The sequence below is a fragment of the Planococcus sp. SSTMD024 genome, assembly GCF_041320495.1.
In the GTDB taxonomy this organism is placed as follows: domain Bacteria; phylum Bacillota; class Bacilli; order Bacillales_A; family Planococcaceae; genus Planococcus.
Map to the genome: position 1 here is coordinate 81,553 of NZ_JBGGNS010000021.1, position 16,946 is coordinate 98,498.

17 protein-coding genes are annotated in these 16,946 nt (G+C 49.5%); 8 read left to right on the forward strand and 9 right to left on the reverse strand.

Features of this window, described 5'->3' with window-relative positions; genetic code table 11:
* Window positions 1-25 precede the first annotated feature (25 nt).
* Window positions 26-1,840, forward strand: coding sequence for an LTA synthase family protein (locus AB9R92_RS07465; protein ID WP_370668839.1), 1,815 nt, complete (start codon window positions 26-28; stop codon window positions 1,838-1,840).
* Between the two features lie 38 nt (window positions 1,841-1,878).
* Here the strand turns inward: AB9R92_RS07465 and AB9R92_RS07470 are convergent, their stop codons facing one another.
* Window positions 1,879-2,679 carry an SDR family NAD(P)-dependent oxidoreductase gene (locus tag AB9R92_RS07470; RefSeq protein WP_370668840.1) on the reverse strand — a complete coding sequence of 267 codons (801 nt, stop codon included), beginning with the start codon at window positions 2,677-2,679 and terminating at the stop codon, window positions 1,879-1,881.
* Window positions 2,680-2,887: 208 nt separating this feature from the next.
* On the opposite strand from AB9R92_RS07470, the gene AB9R92_RS07475 reads away from it, so the two are divergent.
* Together AB9R92_RS07475 and AB9R92_RS07480 are read left to right on the forward strand one after the other, a co-directional pair.
* Window positions 2,888-3,469 (forward strand): MEDS domain-containing protein, encoded by a 582-nt coding sequence (locus AB9R92_RS07475; RefSeq protein ID WP_370668841.1) that lies wholly within the window; start codon window positions 2,888-2,890, stop codon window positions 3,467-3,469.
* Between the two features lie 132 nt (window positions 3,470-3,601).
* Window positions 3,602-4,624 carry an STAS domain-containing protein gene (locus AB9R92_RS07480; protein ID WP_370668842.1) on the forward strand — a complete coding sequence of 341 codons (1,023 nt, stop codon included), beginning with the start codon at window positions 3,602-3,604 and terminating at the stop codon, window positions 4,622-4,624.
* A gap of 19 nt (window positions 4,625-4,643) precedes the next feature.
* On the opposite strand, the gene AB9R92_RS07485 is transcribed toward AB9R92_RS07480, so the two are convergent.
* Window positions 4,644-5,006 (reverse strand): DUF3784 domain-containing protein, encoded by a 363-nt coding sequence (locus AB9R92_RS07485; protein ID WP_370668843.1) that lies wholly within the window; start codon window positions 5,004-5,006, stop codon window positions 4,644-4,646.
* A gap of 536 nt (window positions 5,007-5,542) precedes the next feature.
* Entirely contained in the window at window positions 5,543-6,277 is a 735-nt protein-coding gene (locus AB9R92_RS07490) for a phosphatase PAP2 family protein (protein ID WP_370668844.1), read from the reverse strand.
* A gap of 178 nt (window positions 6,278-6,455) precedes the next feature.
* Here AB9R92_RS07490 and AB9R92_RS07495 point away from each other — a divergent pair, with 178 nt between their 5' ends.
* Together AB9R92_RS07495 and msrB are read left to right on the forward strand one after the other, a co-directional pair.
* Window positions 6,456-6,962 (forward strand): TlpA family protein disulfide reductase, encoded by a 507-nt coding sequence (locus AB9R92_RS07495; protein ID WP_370668845.1) that lies wholly within the window; start codon window positions 6,456-6,458, stop codon window positions 6,960-6,962.
* Window positions 6,963-6,978: 16 nt separating this feature from the next.
* Complete coding sequence (msrB, locus tag AB9R92_RS07500; protein WP_370668846.1) at window positions 6,979-8,082, forward strand: peptide-methionine (R)-S-oxide reductase MsrB; 1,104 nt, start codon at window positions 6,979-6,981, stop codon at window positions 8,080-8,082.
* Between the two features lie 63 nt (window positions 8,083-8,145).
* Here the strand turns inward: msrB and AB9R92_RS07505 are convergent, their stop codons facing one another.
* The 4 genes from AB9R92_RS07505 to ilvA form a co-directional block, all read right to left on the reverse strand.
* Window positions 8,146-8,379: a hypothetical protein gene (locus tag AB9R92_RS07505; RefSeq protein ID WP_370668847.1), complete on the reverse strand. Its 234-nt coding sequence runs from the start codon at window positions 8,377-8,379 to the stop codon at window positions 8,146-8,148.
* A 158-nt stretch (window positions 8,380-8,537) separates the two neighbouring features.
* Entirely contained in the window at window positions 8,538-8,750 is a 213-nt protein-coding gene (locus AB9R92_RS07510; RefSeq protein ID WP_370668848.1) for a hypothetical protein, read from the reverse strand.
* A 15-nt stretch (window positions 8,751-8,765) separates the two neighbouring features.
* Window positions 8,766-9,236 (reverse strand): hypothetical protein, encoded by a 471-nt coding sequence (locus tag AB9R92_RS07515; RefSeq protein WP_370668849.1) that lies wholly within the window; start codon window positions 9,234-9,236, stop codon window positions 8,766-8,768.
* A 621-nt stretch (window positions 9,237-9,857) separates the two neighbouring features.
* Window positions 9,858-11,144 carry a threonine ammonia-lyase IlvA gene (ilvA, locus tag AB9R92_RS07520; RefSeq protein ID WP_370668850.1) on the reverse strand — a complete coding sequence of 429 codons (1,287 nt, stop codon included), beginning with the start codon at window positions 11,142-11,144 and terminating at the stop codon, window positions 9,858-9,860.
* 205 nt (window positions 11,145-11,349) lie between these two features.
* Between ilvA and AB9R92_RS07525 the strand changes: the two genes are divergently transcribed.
* From AB9R92_RS07525 to AB9R92_RS07535, 3 genes are all read left to right on the forward strand, one after another.
* Complete coding sequence (locus tag AB9R92_RS07525; protein WP_370668851.1) at window positions 11,350-12,273, forward strand: oxidoreductase; 924 nt, start codon at window positions 11,350-11,352, stop codon at window positions 12,271-12,273.
* 108 nt (window positions 12,274-12,381) lie between these two features.
* Window positions 12,382-13,269, forward strand: coding sequence for a fructose bisphosphate aldolase (locus AB9R92_RS07530; protein WP_370668852.1), 888 nt, complete (start codon window positions 12,382-12,384; stop codon window positions 13,267-13,269).
* A 1,214-nt stretch (window positions 13,270-14,483) separates the two neighbouring features.
* Entirely contained in the window at window positions 14,484-14,654 is a 171-nt protein-coding gene (locus AB9R92_RS07535; RefSeq protein ID WP_370668853.1) for a hypothetical protein, read from the forward strand.
* Between the two features lie 52 nt (window positions 14,655-14,706).
* Here the strand turns inward: AB9R92_RS07535 and AB9R92_RS07540 are convergent, their stop codons facing one another.
* Both AB9R92_RS07540 and AB9R92_RS07545 read right to left on the reverse strand, forming a co-directional pair.
* Window positions 14,707-15,189, reverse strand: coding sequence for a YehS family protein (locus AB9R92_RS07540; protein WP_370668854.1), 483 nt, complete (start codon window positions 15,187-15,189; stop codon window positions 14,707-14,709).
* 88 nt (window positions 15,190-15,277) lie between these two features.
* The gene (locus tag AB9R92_RS07545) at window positions 15,278-16,828 is read right to left on the reverse strand and encodes a class I adenylate-forming enzyme family protein (RefSeq protein ID WP_370668855.1); all 1,551 of its coding nucleotides are present in this window, start codon (window positions 16,826-16,828) and stop codon (window positions 15,278-15,280) included.
* Window positions 16,829-16,946 lie beyond the last annotated feature (118 nt).

Sequence of the window (16,946 nt, forward strand, 5' to 3'; positions counted from 1 at the left end):
TCACCGCCAGAAAAGGAGAACAACCATGAAAACAATCGATTACTGGGTCTATTTGGCCTTTTCCGCATTTAAATTATTCCTCTTCAGCTTATACACCGCTACACCGTTCAGTTTCGGCTTTTTCCTGATCAGCTTATCCAGCGCGCTGCTTCTTTCAAGCTGGACCTTGCTGATCGATAGGCGTAAGCGGCGCTGGATTTTATTGTCGCTTTTGGCGCTCCACAGCGTCCTGTTGATTTCGGATGTCTGGTATTACCGTTATTTCGGCAATCTGTTATCGGTGCAATTGATTCCTTCAATGACGCAAATGAATGACGTAGGCGGCGGTTTTTTGAGCTTGATCCGCTGGACGGACTTTTTCTTTTTTGCCGACTTCCTGTTGTTTCTCATCTTCATTCTCGTGTTAAAAAAACGCCGCACCAGTTACGGTCGGACAACGAACGGCAAACTGGCAGCAGTAATTGCTGCAATCGGCCTCCTAATATTCACCGCCCCCCTCCTATCGAGCATCGCAAAAGGCGAACGCTGGCTGACTGGAGATGCCGCCAGCAATATGCGTGAATACTACGAGCTCGGGTTTTGGGGCTATCATGGCTATGATTTCGGGAAAGGCGTGGTTTCCATTTTCCGCGATCCCGAGCCTTCCGGACAGGACAAAGCCCTGCTCTTGGAAGCTGCCGCAGAAATCGGCACACAAAATAGCGGCGAGCAGCCAAATGTTATACTCGTCCAATTGGAATCGCTGCAAACGTCCGTCATCGGCCAGGAAATCGGCGGTGAAGAAGTGACGCCTTATTTGAACCAGCTGGAAGAAGAAATGCTTTACTTCCCTTCTTTCCATCATCAGACCCATGAAGGACGCACATCGGATGCGGAGTTTGTCATCAACACCTCTTTGCATCCACTGCGCACAGGCTCTGTCTATACCCGCTTCCCGGACAGCACATTCGCTCCGCTTCCGGAGACCTTGCGAAAAGGCGGCTACGACACAGCGGCGATGCACGCTTACGAAGCGAGCTTCTGGAATCGCAATACCGTCTATGAACATATCGGCTTTTCCCGCTTCTTCAGCGAAAAAGACTACCCCGATACGGAAAAGATCGGCATGGCGATCAACGATGAAGATTTCTTCCGGACTTCGGTCGAACACATTCGAAAACTGGAAGAACCCTATTACGCTTTCATGATTGCGTTGAGCAGCCATATCCCTTTTACGATTCCGGAAGATAAAAAAGAGTTGGCGCTGCCAGGCTATGAAGATGAGCTGGTACGGAATTATTACCACACCGTCCATTATGTCGACGGTGCGGTCGAAGTGCTTGTCGATGAATTGAAACAGCAAGGCATGTGGGACGATTCACTGGTCATTTTCTATGGTGACCACGACAGCGGATTGACCGAACAAGGCCGTGAAATGGCGAATAAGCATGACGCTAATGGCACGACGGAACAATTCGAATTGTTCCGGGAAGTCCCATTGTGGATCAAGCCGCCAAACCTGCCGGAAGGCGATACGGTCGAGACTGTCGGCGGCCAAATCGATTTAGCCCCGACGATCCTTGAACTTGCAGGCATCGACCAAGGCTTCATGCTCGGCACTTCATTGCTGTCGGATACCGAAAGGCTCGTCGTTTTCCGAGACGGCTCGTTCCGAAAAGGCGATGTATATTTCGAGCCGGATTTGACGACCACATCCGGTACTGGTGAATGCTACTCCATCGAAAGCGGTGAACAAATCGACGACGCGGAATGTGAGCCGTATATCAACGATGCGCTCGATCAATTGCGCATTTCCGATACCGTAATTGAAGACAATGGGCTGGACTATATCGAACAATGAAAAAAGCGATGGACTCGAGGTTAGAGTCCATCGCTTTTTCATCTCATGACGCTGCCTCCGGAAATCTTCACCGATTCACCGACGATATTCGGGGCGGCATCCGTTAACAGGAACGCTATTGTTTGGGCGACTTCTTGAGGCGTCGACAGCCGGTTTGAAGGAATGCCTGCCTGAGCTTCCTCCAGCGCCCGCTCAACAGATATGCCTTTTCGTTCCGCCTTTCTTCGGATACTCGCCCTTGCCATTTCCGTATCGACATAACCCGGGCATACCGCGTTGACGCGGATGCCATGCCCAATCGCTTCCAGCGCCATTGACTGTGTCCACCCAACCACCGCGAATTTACTCGCTGCATACGCCGTGTTTCCGGCCGTGCCGCGTAGCCCAGAAAGCGAAGCGAGATTGACGATATCGCCTCTGCCTTCTTCCATCATGCGCCGGTATACCAATTGCGTCAGCATGAATGTCGAGGTGTAATTGATGTTCATCAAGTGTTCCAAAAACTCCTGGTCCAGTTCTTCCACTTGCTTTCCGCCTGCTGCTCCGGCTGAATTGACCAAGCCGCCGATAAACCCGAGCCGCGTTTCAGCGGTTTCGACCAGCTGTTTTCGGTCTTGAGGATCCGTTAAATCCGCCGCGTGGACATGCAACCGGCTGGCATCCATCAGCGTTGCTAATTCGTTTTCCAATTTTTTCAACTTGTCCGGATCGCGCCCGGTAACCGTCAGTTTCGCTCCCATCTGTGCTGCCGTTTTGGCGGTTTCCCAGCCGATGCCGCCAGTCGCGCCAGTGATCAAAATGTGCTTTTGCGCCAAAGCTTGTTTGTCAAAAATATTCATGTATACGCCTCCCTTGCCTGCAGTGATTCCCTTAACTGCACTGTATTCAAACATGCATGGAGGCGGACAAGCGACGTAGAGGCACGAAGTAGTATATACTAGCATGAGGTACACAAGTGCTGTCATTTTTTCACTTCCAGCTATGCTATTCCAGGCTGAAGACGAATTTCATCACTATATGGAAAATGCGTTACATGGAGGGAATAAAATGAACCAAAAAATGAGTGATTTTACTGAAACATTGCGCCAAACCGATTATGCGCATATCTTTTACCTGACCGAACAAACAGATCTTTATATAGAAAATGCCGTGTCTTATGTCCTGGACGGCGTCCGGAATGGCGACCGCGTCTTATTCGTCGAAAACCCCCGGATCTATCCCCAAATCCAGAAAAAGCTTCAGCATGTGTTGACTCCCGAAGAATTGGATTTGATCCTTTACGTCAATAACTTCGATTTCTATTGGCGAAAAGGCAGTTTCCAACCCGAAGCCATCCTGGAATATTTCGAGAGTGTTGTCGGGTCTTTCACCGCGGATGGCCGGCAATGCCGGACATGGGGCCATATCGAATGGGGCAGCCAGGAAGATATTGAGCAGAAAATCATCGATTATGAAACAGAAATCGACGGGTCCATCCCGCAGCGAAAAGTCATTTCCGTCTGCGCATATGATGCGCCCCGCGTCTCGGATAGTTTGCGCGAACAGCTGATGCATTGCCATGGATACCTGATGAAAGACCACAGCATATCCGCATTATCATTTTACGACGATCGAAAAGCCCGGAATTGAGGTTCCAGGCTTTTTCATTTGGAATGAAATCTGCTTTAGGTTCATGCATACTTCCCGCTCACTCAGGGAATACCTAAAGCAACCGCCTGCTGAAGGCGAAAGTGTATATAGAATGAAGCGGAGGATACAGCCATGAAAAAAGAAATCACAGTCGGTGCGGCCGAGTTAAAATGGGATTTGGAAACAGGGGAAGTGCTCTTTGACGGGGGCGATGTCGTCTTTTTCTGGACTTCCGCCATGGAAACCTTTTTCGACACGATCCGGGAAATCACCGGCACCGAAGCGACCGACCTGGTGCTTGAGACCACCGGGTTCAGGCAAGGGATCGTCGTCGGCGAAGGATTCCGGGAACTGAAGAATATCGATGCCAGCAATGTCGTCGAATGGATTTCCAATACATACGCGCCGGCAGGCTGGGGCAAAGTGGAGATCGTCGAGATGGACATCGATCACTATACATTTAAAATGCATATACAGGATGATTGGGAGTTCAAAATGAACCAATTGAACCGAAAAGGCACAAAAGGCATTTTCGTCCCTTCCCATTACGCGGGGGTGTTGACGGGATTATTCGGCCAAAACTTCTGGTACCGGACCATCCGCTATCAAAATGAAGAACAGCCCTACAGCATAGTGGAATATTATCCGTCGGATGTCACCGTCCAGCAGAACATCCGGGAACTTGCGAGGCGACAGGAAGACAAGCAGATCCGACAGCTTGAAGAGATGGTGGATGAAAAGACCAAAATGCTCCAGAAACTGGTGCGCGAACTTTCTTCGCCAGTCATCCCCGTGCTCGAAGGGATCATCGTCGTGCCGATGATCGGAAGCTACGATGAAGACCGGACAGAAGACTTGATCAACAACACATTAAACGAACTGCCAAAGCACAAGGCAGAATTTTTGCTGCTTGACCTGACAGGATTGAACCGCAATATTTCAGAGCATACCGCCCAATTGATCGACAAATTGGCGGCAGCAGCGCGGCTGCTCGGCACAGAGACAATTTTAGTCGGCGTCTCGCCGGAACTCGCCATGATCATTACGCGGACGATGCAGGATTTGTCGAAATTCGAAACCTTGCAGAGCCTGCAGCACGGCATCTATTATGCGCTTGGGCGCAGCGGCCGCTCCATCAGCCAAAAAAACAAGTGAAACGAGGAGTTGCCTCGTTTCACTTGTTTTTTTCATCCCTGCTGGCAGGCGGCTGTTTCAAAAAACGCCCGCCTGTATTCATATAAATCAAAGCCGCCCCGGTAAACCCAAAAAATAAGGCAACGCCGATATAGAACATCCAACTTTTCTCGAGCACCATGCCAGCCAGCCAAAACAGCATGCTGAACGCCAAAGCGAATAATAGTTTCCCGATAAAACGGGCCATGGCAGGGCCATCGTATTTCGCTTTTTCTTCTTTGGGCATCGTGTTGTAGCCGGCGATTAAAAAAGCGCCTTTCCCTTGCCGCATATAGAACCCCAGGAGCACCATCATGAACGCCACCCCGCCGATGACCAATGCCCCCGACTTCACTTCATCCATTCAATCCCCGCCTTGCCGCTTGAATTCCCTCTCCATTTTTTATTCGGCAAAGATTCGATAATTCCTTTTCAACCACAAGAAAATCCCGCACCCGTCTTCCCTGTGCGGGACTTTCCAAAAACCACTGGCACGGCTTCCACTAATGTGTCCAATTTTTGAATGAGAATACCATCCCGATGATGACAACAGCTATTCCGCCGAAAATGAGCATAGGCAACAGCCCGACAATGTCGGTCATCTCAAGGGCACCTCCTTTTCTTCAATCATACGCCCATATTGAAAAAAACGCCATAAAATTGTTTGATTTTTCAGTTACTTTAAGTTGCGCTGTGCGCTAATTAAAACTAAGATGACAATAAGGAGCACCAGTAAGGCAGCCAACCCCATCAGGCAGATTGGAAACCCGAGATTCATCTTCAAGTTGCCATCTCCCTGCTTTAGACTAAGCGAACGCCGCTTGACTAAATAATTGACCCGTATATCGTGGCCGTCTTGTAAATTCAAAAAAACCGCCGGCAAAACCGGCAGCCCCCTGTTTACAATTTGTCGATAACGGCCCTGTAGACCGGCGCCAAAACTTTACGCAAAGCTGCAACGGGCGGCACCGGGCTTCTCTGTTGCCATTGGATCCATTCGAGCGCCACCAGGCTCAACACTAGCCAAATCGTGCCCGCGATATAGCCTGCCAAGACATCACTTGGGAAATGCGCTCCTAGATAAATCCGGCTGATTCCGATCAGCACGATCAGCATGCTGAGCCCGAACACCGCTGCCCATTGCAGCCATGGTTTCTGTTTCGTCCGGATGACCAGGTAAATGAGGAAACCATAAAAGATGAGCGAACCCATTGAATGGCCGCTTGGAAAACTATAGCCGACCGCATCGATCGCTTCATTGATGCTCGGCCGCTCCCGGCTGAATAAATGCTTTAATAAGACGGTCAACAGCGAGCCGCCGCCGACTGCCACCAAATAGAACAAAACGCCCCATTTGTCGCGCATCCTGACACCCAATATCCACAAGACGCCAATCGACATTAATACCAGAAACCAAACCGACCCAAGCTCCGTAATGATGAACATGACCGTGTCCATCCAACTGCTTCCGATCGCTTCCAGCAATCGGATGGTAACCGCATCAAATACGGCCAATTCCTGATCGAGCATTTCATCAGCCAGTTCTGCGAACAAGACAATGAATAATGACGCCAACCCGAGGCCGACAAGCAACACGATAAAAGCAAATCCCGATAATTTCGTTTCTCTATCCATCCAACCGCCCCTATATTTTTTCTTACCGTCAGTTTACCCGGCTTTGCCGATAAGTATGCCAGATCCTTGCAGTTCCAGGGTTCAAGGGCCTTCATTTAGGGAATAGCACAAATAGATAGCAAATCAAGCAAGAAAACGCTAAACCTTTGCTGAACCCTCACCTGGAAGGATGATCACCATGAAACTACCACTCCGGCTGCTTATATTGGCTGTCCTTCTGCTTGCCTTCACTTCCTGTTCGGAAGCTTTATCGGAAAACCGCGGACACGCGGCACCTGACTTTGCATTGCCTGACCTTAACGGCACTGTGCACCACCTTGATGATTACAGGGATGAAAAAGTCTACCTCCTCTTCTGGGCTTCCTGGTGCTCAATTTGCCTTTCCGGAATGAATGAAATGGAAGAGTTGATCGAAAGCAATGAAGATTTCACTGTCCTCACAATCGTCTCCCCCGGAACTTACGCCGAACGAAACGCCAATGAATTCAAAGCATGGTTCTCAAGCATCGATCATGACGGCGACTTTATTGTCCTGCTTGATGAGGGAGGGGCAGTATTTGGCCAGTACGAAATAGAAGCTTACCCCAGTTCCGTCTGGATCGGCTCTGACGGCAGGATTATCGAACAACGCACCGGCCATGTGACCAACTACGAGATACTCGAATTGATGAATTCGATTCGCTAGAAAGGCGGAACCCATCATGAAACGATATTTTCTGCCTGTGCTTTTATTGTTGCTGCTGGCGGGCTGTTCAAGCGAAGCGGTCAGCGACTCAAGCACCGCTTCTTCTTCAGAATCACGTTTTCCGGACAATCCGAACGAAGAATTGGAATTCGACACAGAAAACCTGCAAGACATTTGGTTTGCGGGCGGCTGCTTTTGGGGTGTTGAAGCCTATATGGCGCGCATCTACGGTGTCTATGACGTGACTTCGGGCTACGCAGGCGGAACGATCGAAAACCCGACATACGAACAAGTGCTGACAGGCGATACCGGCTATGCCGAAACCGTCCATTTGCGTTATGACCCGGAACGCGTGTCGCTCGAGGAATTGCTCGACCGCTATTTCCTCATCATCGACCCGACACTCGTCGACCAGCAAGGCAACGACCGCGGCAACCAATACCGGACCGCCATTTTCTATGACGATCCTTCGGCTGTAAGCACGATCGAGAAGGCAATCGCCGAAGAGCAACAAAAATACGAGAAACCCATTGTCACCGAAGTCGAGCCGCTGACGAATTACTATCTCGCGGAGAATTACCACCAAGACTATTTGGAGAAAAATCCCGACGGCTATTGCCATGTCGATTTCACGAGCCTCGAAAGCCAGGAAATCCCGCAGCTGGTCGATCCGGCTGATTACCCGAAGCCGGATGAAGACGAGATCCGGGAGATGCTGACCGATGAGCAATACCGCGTCACACAGGAAGACGGAACAGAGAGCGCTTTCGATAATAAATACGATGGCTTCTACGAGCCCGGCATCTATGTCGACATCGTCACAGGCGAACCGCTCTTTTCGTCCAAAGACAAATACGATTCAGGGACCGGCTGGCCAAGCTTTACGAAGCCGATTGATCCGGCAGTCGTGACCGAACACGACGACCTTTCCCTGTTCGGTATGCGGACCGAAATCAGAAGCCGCACGGGCGACAGCCATTTGGGGCACGTCTTTGAAGACGGGCCGGACGATGCGGGTGGTTTGCGCTATTGCATGAACAGTGCAGCACTGCGTTTTGTGCCGCTCGAAGAGATGGAAGCACAAGGCTATGGATACCTGACGGACAAAGTAGCTGAATGAGCACAATAAAAGCCGGAAGCCATTTTGAATGGGCTTCCGGCTTTTATGATAGACAAGTTTGGGTTATTGGCTTTCTACCCGCTTCGCCAAGCGGCGGTCCAAAATGCCTTCAACAATCATGAAGTTTTCGTGGCATTTCGGTCGGTATAGTCCTTTGGCGATACCATCGATTGTCAAGCTGCTGACACCGTATTTCATGCCCAAGTATTCAGCAGGAAACTCTTCAATATGATAAAAATACAAGATGCTGTAGACAGCCTCATCGCTGAGCTTTCTCAAATCGTGCGCTATGGTCATTATGCTCGGCCCCCTTTTCGTGATGCTTATCAGACCTGTCGCGATTAGACTTATATTGTAAATACCCTTTGATAAAACATTCATAACTTGCGTCAAAAGCGGCATTGTGCTCTCTAATTTCCTTTAATTCCTCCATATTAAGCACTCCTTTGTAATCTTTATGAACTCTCAACGAGATATTTTTCAATTTGAGTGAATTTTTCATAACAATCTCTTCTAACCTGTCCAGAAATCAAATCATTGAGCGATTCGATGCTGATACAAAACCGTTGGCTTAGTTCGTCTACCGAAAAGCCTTTAACTTTCGCTAGATACAGAATGTGATAAATATCCTCTTCACTGAATTTGATTAAGTCAGTCGGAGTATTCATTTCCTTTACCGCCTTTCACTTATATTGATATAGCTGAACTGATTGCTCCAGGCAATTAATTACTGAACTCAGCCTCGCCACAAATACTTTAGAGGATTCATGTGTACGGATTCGCACGTGAAATCCACCTTCTGCTTCTTCTAGCGTATGCAAATAGTTTGTCGGAAGAGGAAACGAATGCTTGATCAAAGCATCGAAGAAAATGGGCATTTCCATCGTAGTCAACCAAATATCCAATTGGTTTACAGCGCGTCCTTCATTGTCATAGCCAAAGAACTGGACTATCCGTTTCTTTTTATCACTAGCTAATATTGAGCACTCCCTTTCCCATGCTTTATGCCGCGAGTCCTCATAAAAGTTTGTCGAATCATAATTATGGATCATTTGTGTTTCTCCCCTTGTTAATGCGCACCAAAAAACGCCGAAAAGAAACCTCTTTTTGAGAGGAATATCTTCGGCGTTGCGTACAGCGCTATTGTCTGCCACACTCGTCCAACCCTTTATTTTTGTTTGTGTAAAAAGGCAGGGTCTTTACTCCTTCCTTAAATAAACAAAATTTAATCATTTCGCGTTATAGCTATAAAAAGTTTTTATTTTACAAGAAAATAACGGGTTGTATAACCACAACTGATAGGATAAGACTACAATATTTATTTTTTTCTGTAAATAGAAAAGTAACTGAAAATTAAAAATAATATTTTTTTATCATCCATTTGTATATTATTGTTAAAAGATCATTTAAATCGTTTCGAAATGATGACGGTCGCTGCAACAGATAATGTGCTTCGATAAAAAAAGTGCCACGCGCTTAACATCGTTAAGCGCGTGGCCAGAGTGTTGAATAAGTCCATTAATCAGTTATGAATTAGAATGAGGTCATCTTTTCGACATTCAAAAATCAATGACCTATCTAAGTATTTGGAGAAGCGTTTGCTCGACTCCTGTGGGACTAGCGGGTTTGAGAGACCCCGCAGGTCGCGATAGCGGCTGAGGAGGCTCGATTCCCGCCCCACGGAAAGCGAGCGATAAGCTTCGGAAAATACGGCTTCTTACCTTTCTCGACAGCCTGGCCACGCGCTTAACATCGTTAAGCGCGTGGCACAGCCATTAAATCAGCAAATTGAAAAGCAATGAATCGTTATTGATGTCTTTATACGGAAAGCCGTTTTGCGCCATGCGTTCAACGAGCGGCCCGTAATCTGCCGGGTCCTTCAATTCGATTCCCACCAAGACCGGACCGTGTTCCCGGTTATTCCGCTTGGTGTACTCGAAATGGGTGATGTCGTCCTGTTCGCCGAGCACATCTCCCATGAACTTCCGCAGGGCTCCCGCACGCTGGGGGAAGGTCACGATGAAATAATGCTTCAAGCCTTCATAGATCAAGGACTTTTCTTTGATTTCCTGCATGCGTTCGATATCGTTATTGCCGCCGCTGACAACACAGACGACATTTTTCCCACGGATCTCCTCGCGGTAAAAGTCGAGTGCCGCCACCGATAATGCGCCTGCCGGCTCTGCGACAATGGCATTTTCGTTGTACAGCTCAAGTATTGTCGTGCACACTTTGCCTTCCGGGACTGGAACGATGCCATCCAGCACTTTTTGGCAGATCGCCATCGACAAATCCCCGACTTGCTTGACCGCTGCCCCGTCGACAAACGTGTCGATCGTATCAAGCCGCGTCACTTGGCCTTCCTTAAGGGAAGCTTTCATGCTCGCCGCGCCTTCCGGTTCGACGCCAATTAGTTTCGTTGCAGGAGAAACGCCTTTTAAATACGTCCCGACGCCAGACGCCAAGCCCCCGCCGCCGATTGCGCAAAACATATAATCGACCGGTTCCTGCATATCGTTAAGCACTTCGACTGCGACGGTGCCTTGCCCTGCAATCACCGCTTCGGTATTGAATGGATGGACGAAGGTCTTGCCTTCTTCCGAACAGACGTCCATCGCTGCCGCAAAGGCATCGTCGAAGCTATCGCCGATCAAGACGACTTCGGCGTACTCGCCGCCGAATCGTTTCACTTGTGAGACCTTCTGGCTCGGTGTCGTAAGCGGCATGAAGATCTTCCCTTCGATGCCAAGCGCCTGGCAGGAATAAGCGACGCCTTGCGCATGATTGCCAGCGCTCGCGCAGACGACGCCTTTGGATCGTTCGGATTCGGTCATGCTGCGGATGAAATTATAGGCACCGCGCAATTTGAACGAACGGACCACTTGCTGGTCTTCGCGCTTCAAAAAGACATTGCAGCCATAGCGTGCCGAAAGAATCTCGTTGCGCTGCAAGGGCGTCCGGATGATGACATCCTTCAGCGCCTGATTGGCGACCATAATATCGGCCACGGTCACCTCTTTAGCAACGGCTTCCCTTTCCAGCTCTGTGATGTTTTTTGCCATCTGAATCACCCTCTTCATTTTGATTATTGAATTACTCTAACACATCAGCGCGCTTTGTTGTGTAAAAATTTAGACAATTGGATGGCCTTTTTGCAATATTTTCGGTTTTTCCTGGATGTATGCGGTTTCATTTTTCAAATGGGGTAAACTAGATAGAAAAGAAACAACGAGCAGCATAAATATTTTTTAAAGAGGAGATGATTTCTTGCAGGACGTCCATCATAAAATCGCCATTATTACAGGCGGCAATAGCGGCATCGGATGGGAAGCCGCCAATATGCTAGCCGGCCGGGGCTTCTCGATTCTACTGGCGGTCCGCGACCTGGTTAAAGGCGAAAACGCTAAACGGGAAATCCTCGATTACCATCCGGAAGCGACGGTCGCCGTCCTGAAGCTCGACTTGGCCGATCTCGCAAGCGTCCGCCATTTTGCGGACAGCTACAAAAAGCATTTCCGCTCACTCGATTTGCTGGTCAATAACGCAGGGATCATGATGCCGCCTTATGGAAAAACGAAAGACGGCTTTGAATTGCAGTTCGGCAGCAATTACCTCGGCCATTTCGCGTTGACCGCCCACCTCTTGCCGCTGCTTGCGAAAACCCCGGGCTCGCGCGTCATCACGCTCGGGAGCCTGGCGCATAACCGCGGTACGATCGATTTCGATAACCTCGATGGATCGAAAGGGTACCGCCCGAAAAAATTCTATAACCAAAGCAAACTCGCCAATATGCTCTTCGCGATGGAACTCGACCGGCGGCTGAAAGAGCACGGCATCGAGACAATCAGCGTCGCCTGCCATCCGGGTGTTTCGGCTACCAATATCTTCAAGATCGGCAAATACGATGCGCCGGTCCTGCTGAGGGATTTCGCCAACCGCTTTTTGCAGCCGCCGGACATGGGCGCGCTCGCCACCGTCCACGCCGCAACCGAACCGGATCTCACGGGAGGCGAATACATCGGCCCCGCCGGCAAAGGGCGCAGAAAAGGCTATCCGGCACTGGATACGCCCCACCCAGCGGCCATCGACGAAGCACTCGCCCAAAAATTATGGGGCGTGTCCGAGCGATTGACGGGTGTCAGCTTCGATTTCGAAGCGGCGAAGCAGAAACATCCTGCGGCTGATAATTAAAAAACGGCACACCTGATTTCATTTTTGATGAAAAATCCGATTATTGGTACACTTAGCAGGGAAAAGCACTAATGTAGTCAAAATTTCTTAATCTAAGGAGCTGAGACGATGAACACGAAACAATTTGAAGTAATGAAAAATGGCAAAGGCTTTATCGCAGCGCTCGACCAAAGCGGCGGCAGTACGCCAAAAGCGTTAAAACTTTACGGTGTGAATGAAGATGCTTACTCCAACGAAGATGAAATGTATGACCTGATCCACGAAATGAGAACACGCGTCATGACCGCACCGGCGTTTACGTCGGATTATGTGCTCGGGGCCATCCTGTTCGAGCAGACGATGGACCGCGACGTCTATGGCAAATACACAAGTGATTATTTATGGGACGCAAAAGGCGTTGTGCCATTCCTTAAAATCGATAAAGGCTTGGCTGATGAACAGAACGGCGTTCAATTGATGAAGCCGAACCCGAATCTGAACGAGCTGTTGAAGCGCGCGGTCGAACGCAATGTCTTCGGCACGAAGATGCGTTCGGTCATCAAAGAACCGAATGCGGACGGCATCAAACAAGTGGTCGACCAGCAATTTGAAGTGGCAAAAGAAGTAATTGCCGCAGGACTTGTGCCGATTATCGAGCCGGAAGTGGACATCAATAGCGCAGACAAAGAACGCATCGAGGCTATGCTGAACGACGAAATTCTCAGCCACCTTGATAAGCTCAGCGACGACGAGTACGTCATGTTGAAATTGACGATTCCGACGCTGGCGAATTTCTATAAGGAATTGATCGACCACCCTCGCGTCGTGCGTGTTGTGGCCTTGTCCGGCGGATATCCGCGCGAACAGGCAAACCAGAAGCTTGCCGAAAACAAAGGCTTGATCGCCAGCTTCTCACGCGCCTTGTCAGAAGGGTTAAGCGCTGACCAGACAGACGAAGAGTTCAACACGACGCTCGAGAAGTCCATCAAAGAAATCTACGAAGCATCCATCACATGATATGAAAAAAGCGCTCCCTTTGTGGTGCGCTTTTTTTCTTATGGGTTAAATTAAAAAAACAAAACGTCAACAGATTGTAGCGGAAATGTAAAGGATGAAGATTGAGCTTCAAGGGGACGCTTTCTGAGGGGGCCGGCTTCAGCCGCTTCCCTCGCTAGCGCTCAGTCCAGGGTCTTCCGCTCGTCCTGATCCCTCCAGAGTCGCCCCTTTCCGCTCCATCTCTAGTTTTAGAGAAGAAATGAAATTCATCACACATTATTGAACAGCACACGAAACTTCTCTGCAATTATCAAGTCCAGCTAAGCGTCGCCACCAGCGGATGAAGACAACTAACAGTGACATTTCTTTGCATATACTATCCAATGACATCTTAAAGCCGAACCGCGCAAACGGGCGAGCCGATGCCATGAGACAAGCGTTTTTCTTGGCTTATGGCTAGAGGCCAGCCCAAAGCGGGAGGCGGCTGCTTCATGATGAAATCATCAATGCACAATCTATCTCACTCACAAACCTAACTAAGCATCATCCACCAGCGGATGACCACAAAAAACGAGATACTTTATCACTCAAAAAACCCAATGAAATCTATTAGCCGAACCGCGCAAACGGGCGATCCGGAGCCATGAGACAAGTGTTTTTCTTGGCTTATGGCTAGAGGCCAGCCCAAAGCGGGAGGCGGCTGCTTCATGATGAAATCATCCATGCACAATCTATCTCACTCACAAACCTAACTAAGCATCATCCACCAGCGGATGACCACCAAAAACGAGATACTTTATCACTCAAAAAACCCAATGAAATCTATTAGCCGAACCGCGCAAACGGGCGATCCGGAGCCATGAGACAAGTGTTTTTCTTGGCTTATGGCTAGAGGCCAGCCCCAAGCGGGAGGCGGCTGCTTCATGATGAAATCATCCATGCACAATCTATCTCACTCACTAACCTAACTAAGCATCATCCATCAGCGGATGACCACCAAAAACGAGATACTTTATCACTCAAAAAATCCAATGAAATCTATTAGCCGAACCGCGCAAACGGGCGATCCGGAGCCATGAGACAAGTGTTTTTCTTGGCTTATGGCTAGAGGCCAGCCCCAAGCGGGAGGCGGCTGCTTCATGATGAAATCATCAATGCACAATCTATCTCGCATGCTTGCCTAACTATTTTCGCTTATTTCATTCGCAAACACCCCACTGAAAAGGAGAGATTACATGTTATATTTCCTGGTTCCGATCGCTGTTGTGGCGGGCCTTGGTTTTATCGTCGACCGCCGCCGCAGAGCTTCCGCCTATTACGATAAGCCGATACATCCGGACGCTAAGCCCGGCGACAGCTCGAATTACACGATGGGCGACAATCGCTATACGAGCGGCGGTGAATAAGTGCCAATCAAAAAAGCCGCGGCCATCCCCAATCGGGTGCCGCGGCTTCTCGTTATGGACGATAATTGAGCGTGATGCCTTTGAGCAGATTGCGCATGAGCTGGTCGCCCAGTTCCTTATAGTTTTTATGGCCTTCTTTGCGGAGAAAGGCGCCAAGTTCGCCTTTGGAGACATTGATCCCGGCCAGCTTCCATAAATCGAGCAAGTCTTCGCTCGTCAATTCCAACGCAATGCGCAGTTTTTTCAACACCAGGTTATTGATATGCTCGCCGCTTACTTCGGGCGGGCCGGAGTCGCCGGGTTTCGGTCCGCGGTTGAAGGTGATCAACCCGTTCAGGAAGCGCTCCAATTGGTCGTTTGCCAATGGGATATTGGCTTCTGCCCCTTCGTCGTCCGGTTCCGGCGTTTTCGTTAAAATCAACGGCACCTCGACAGCATCCACTTTTTCGCCGCCGAGTGCGAAAATTTCTTTTACATCGCTATTTTTCAAATCCAGCGCATAGCGCAGCCGGATCAAAATATCGTTATTGTCCATATGAAAAACCCTCCTGCCATGTTCTATTCAAATCCTGTTCCATCATAACACAGAGAAATGGCGCCCCGAATCATCAGGGCGCCAGTTTTCAGCGTTCGATAAACGTATGGCGGAACCATGTATATTCGCTAATATGCAGTTCGCGCAATTGGTATTTCAAAATCTTCCCTGAAGCGTTGCGCGGCAGTTCGTCCGCAAACCGGAACTTTTTCGGCGCTTTATGCTTCGGCAAGTGCTCGAGCAAGTATTCAGAGAGCGCCACTTCATCGATCGGCGATCCCCCTTTCGGCACGATGACGACACCGACGATTTCTCCCCATTCTTCTTCTGGGATGCCGACGGTCGCTGCTTCCTGGACTTGCGGATGGCGGTTTAGCACTTGTTCGATTTCGATCGAATAAATATTATTTCCTGCAGAAATGATGCGGTCGGATTTGCGGTCGACGAGCGTAATATAGCCGTCTTCATCGATCGTCGCGAGATCGCCCGTCAATAGCCAGCCATCCCGGAAGGCTTCCTTGGTTTCTTCCGGCATATTGTAATAGGATTTCATGATGGTCTCGCCGCGCATGATGAACTCGCCGACTTGTCCTGGAGCGACGTCGTTCATTTCTTCATCGACCACGCGGACGTGGGTCATATACATCGATTTGCCGCCAGCCCCTTCTTTCCGCGAATGTTCGCTTGGCAGCAAATAGACGCCGCCCGGCCCGCCTTCGGTGAGGAAGCAGAGATTATAGAATTGTTCATGGCCGAAGAATTTCATCGCCCGTGCGACAAGGCCATTTGGCATCGGGTCGGTCCCGTACATGCATTTCCGGATCGTCCCCAGGCCATGTGCGCTCCCAGGCGCCTCCATCAAGGCATGGTACATATCCGGCAGCCCGAAAAATACCGTACAGCCGTCCCGTTGGATTGCATCCAATACATCCCTCGCCGCGAAGTCGCGCAGAATGGTTTGCGGGATGCCCAGCATGACCCCTGTCACGAGAAATAAATTGAGCTGGGATGGATGGAAAAACGGCGCAGCATGAAGCAAGCGGTCATCATGGTTGACGCCCGTCCCGAGAATGAACGAAGTGCTGACATTGATGATGCGCTGATGGTCAAAAAGCGCTCCCTTCGGCGGTCCGGTCGTCCCCGAAGTATAGAGGATTTCCGCATCATCATCCGGGAAGATTTCGACTTCCGGCTCCGAGCGGTCATCGCCCAGTACTTCACCCCAACTGAGATGCGCGTCTTCTTTTGCTTCGGGATAGACGATGACTTGATGCAGCAGGTCGTCCAATTCTTTCGCTTCCGCCACTAGACTTTCGAATTCATTGTCGCAAAACACATAGGCCGCATCCGACTGGCCGAATAGGTAACCCGCTTCCTCGGCGTTCAGCCTGTAATTGACCGGAACGACGACGCCGCCTGCTTTCAAGGCGGCAAAAAACGCAATCACATAGGCATCTGAATTCTTCATGAACAATGCCACTTTATCGCCTTTTGAAATCCCTTCCCGGACCAAACCGTTCGCCAGGCGATTCACTTCCGCGTTCAACTCCAGATACGTATAGGATTTCCCTTCAAAATGCAATGCCGATAAATCGGGCTGACGCGTCGCATTCATCGTCAATGATGTCGTGATGTTCATCTCCCATTCCTCCTTTTATAGCTCATGAATCTCCCCTTCTGCCTAATCGGTAGTCTTTTAATATTATAATATTCTGAAAATATAGTCAATATCCCAATAATTGGAACTAAAAAAGACT

What these genes read in the sequence shown, in the direction of transcription:
- AB9R92_RS07465 (WP_370668839.1), top strand. Translation starts at nt 26, where the DNA reads ATGAAAACAATCGATTACTGGGTCTATTTGGCCTTTTCCGCATTTAAA.
- AB9R92_RS07470 (WP_370668840.1), bottom strand. Translation starts at nt 2,679, where the DNA reads ATGAATATTTTTGACAAACAAGCTTTGGCGCAAAAGCACATTTTGATC.
- AB9R92_RS07475 (WP_370668841.1), top strand. Translation starts at nt 2,888, where the DNA reads ATGAACCAAAAAATGAGTGATTTTACTGAAACATTGCGCCAAACCGAT.
- AB9R92_RS07480 (WP_370668842.1), top strand. Translation starts at nt 3,602, where the DNA reads ATGAAAAAAGAAATCACAGTCGGTGCGGCCGAGTTAAAATGGGATTTG.
- AB9R92_RS07485 (WP_370668843.1), bottom strand. Translation starts at nt 5,006, where the DNA reads ATGGATGAAGTGAAGTCGGGGGCATTGGTCATCGGCGGGGTGGCGTTC.
- AB9R92_RS07490 (WP_370668844.1), bottom strand. Translation starts at nt 6,277, where the DNA reads ATGGATAGAGAAACGAAATTATCGGGATTTGCTTTTATCGTGTTGCTT.
- AB9R92_RS07495 (WP_370668845.1), top strand. Translation starts at nt 6,456, where the DNA reads ATGAAACTACCACTCCGGCTGCTTATATTGGCTGTCCTTCTGCTTGCC.
- msrB (WP_370668846.1), top strand. Translation starts at nt 6,979, where the DNA reads ATGAAACGATATTTTCTGCCTGTGCTTTTATTGTTGCTGCTGGCGGGC.
- AB9R92_RS07505 (WP_370668847.1), bottom strand. Translation starts at nt 8,379, where the DNA reads ATGACCATAGCGCACGATTTGAGAAAGCTCAGCGATGAGGCTGTCTAC.
- AB9R92_RS07510 (WP_370668848.1), bottom strand. Translation starts at nt 8,750, where the DNA reads ATGAATACTCCGACTGACTTAATCAAATTCAGTGAAGAGGATATTTAT.
- ilvA (WP_370668850.1), bottom strand. Translation starts at nt 11,144, where the DNA reads ATGGCAAAAAACATCACAGAGCTGGAAAGGGAAGCCGTTGCTAAAGAG.
- AB9R92_RS07530 (WP_370668852.1), top strand. Translation starts at nt 12,382, where the DNA reads ATGAACACGAAACAATTTGAAGTAATGAAAAATGGCAAAGGCTTTATC.
- AB9R92_RS07535 (WP_370668853.1), top strand. Translation starts at nt 14,484, where the DNA reads ATGTTATATTTCCTGGTTCCGATCGCTGTTGTGGCGGGCCTTGGTTTT.
- AB9R92_RS07540 (WP_370668854.1), bottom strand. Translation starts at nt 15,189, where the DNA reads ATGGACAATAACGATATTTTGATCCGGCTGCGCTATGCGCTGGATTTG.
- AB9R92_RS07545 (WP_370668855.1), bottom strand. Translation starts at nt 16,828, where the DNA reads ATGAACATCACGACATCATTGACGATGAATGCGACGCGTCAGCCCGAT.